Genomic DNA, 648 nt, shown 5'->3' on the forward strand with positions numbered 1-648 from the left:
CGCTTGACCATATAACCCCAAAAGGTCTGTCAATCGATGATGTCACGACAATTGCCGGATACGCTTGAGACGTATCTTACTTTGTCAGCATGATATACATTGTTAAAGAGCGTTAGAGTCGAAACTCTAAGCGAGAGACTTGAAAATCGCCGTCCCGAGTTATCGAGCAGCGATGCAAGCATCTTGCTTAAAATTTCATGACTGAGCGTATCTACCTTTCACCAGATAAGTGAATGGTGGAGCCAAGCGGGATCGAACCGCTGACCTCCTGCGTGCAAGGCAGGCGCTCTCCCAGCTGAGCTATGGCCCCGAATCACATGGGTCATGCCTATTGGCGCTACTCTAGCTGCTAGCGCTAGCGTTGACCCTGTCAGTCGCTACTCTTGCTTGATCAGGTAATTCATTGTGAGCACTTACCGACAGTCAGTGACGTGTCGATTAAGGAGGTGATCCAGCCGCAGGTTCCCCTACGGCTACCTTGTTACGACTTCACCCCAGTCATGAACCACACCGTGGTGATCGCCCTCCAAAGTTAGGCTAACCACTTCTGGTGCAGTCCACTCCCATGGTGTGACGGGCGGTGTGTACAAGGCCCGGGAACGTATTCACCGTGACATTCTGATTCACGATTACTAGCGATTCCGACTT

Annotated in this window: 1 tRNA gene and 1 rRNA gene; both read right to left on the reverse strand. The window is 51.1% G+C overall.

Annotated features, from left to right (window positions below):
• Positions 1-234: 234 nt before the first annotated feature.
• Positions 235-310: transfer RNA gene (locus JF545_RS19835), tRNA-Ala, on the reverse strand.
• A 129-nt stretch (positions 311-439) separates the two neighbouring features.
• Positions 440-648: ribosomal RNA gene (locus JF545_RS19840) — 16S ribosomal RNA — on the reverse strand; the annotation flags it as partial.

Origin of the sequence: Halomonas litopenaei (assembly GCF_017303055.1) — a bacterium.
GTDB classification, from domain to species: domain Bacteria; phylum Pseudomonadota; class Gammaproteobacteria; order Pseudomonadales; family Halomonadaceae; genus Halomonas; species Halomonas litopenaei_A.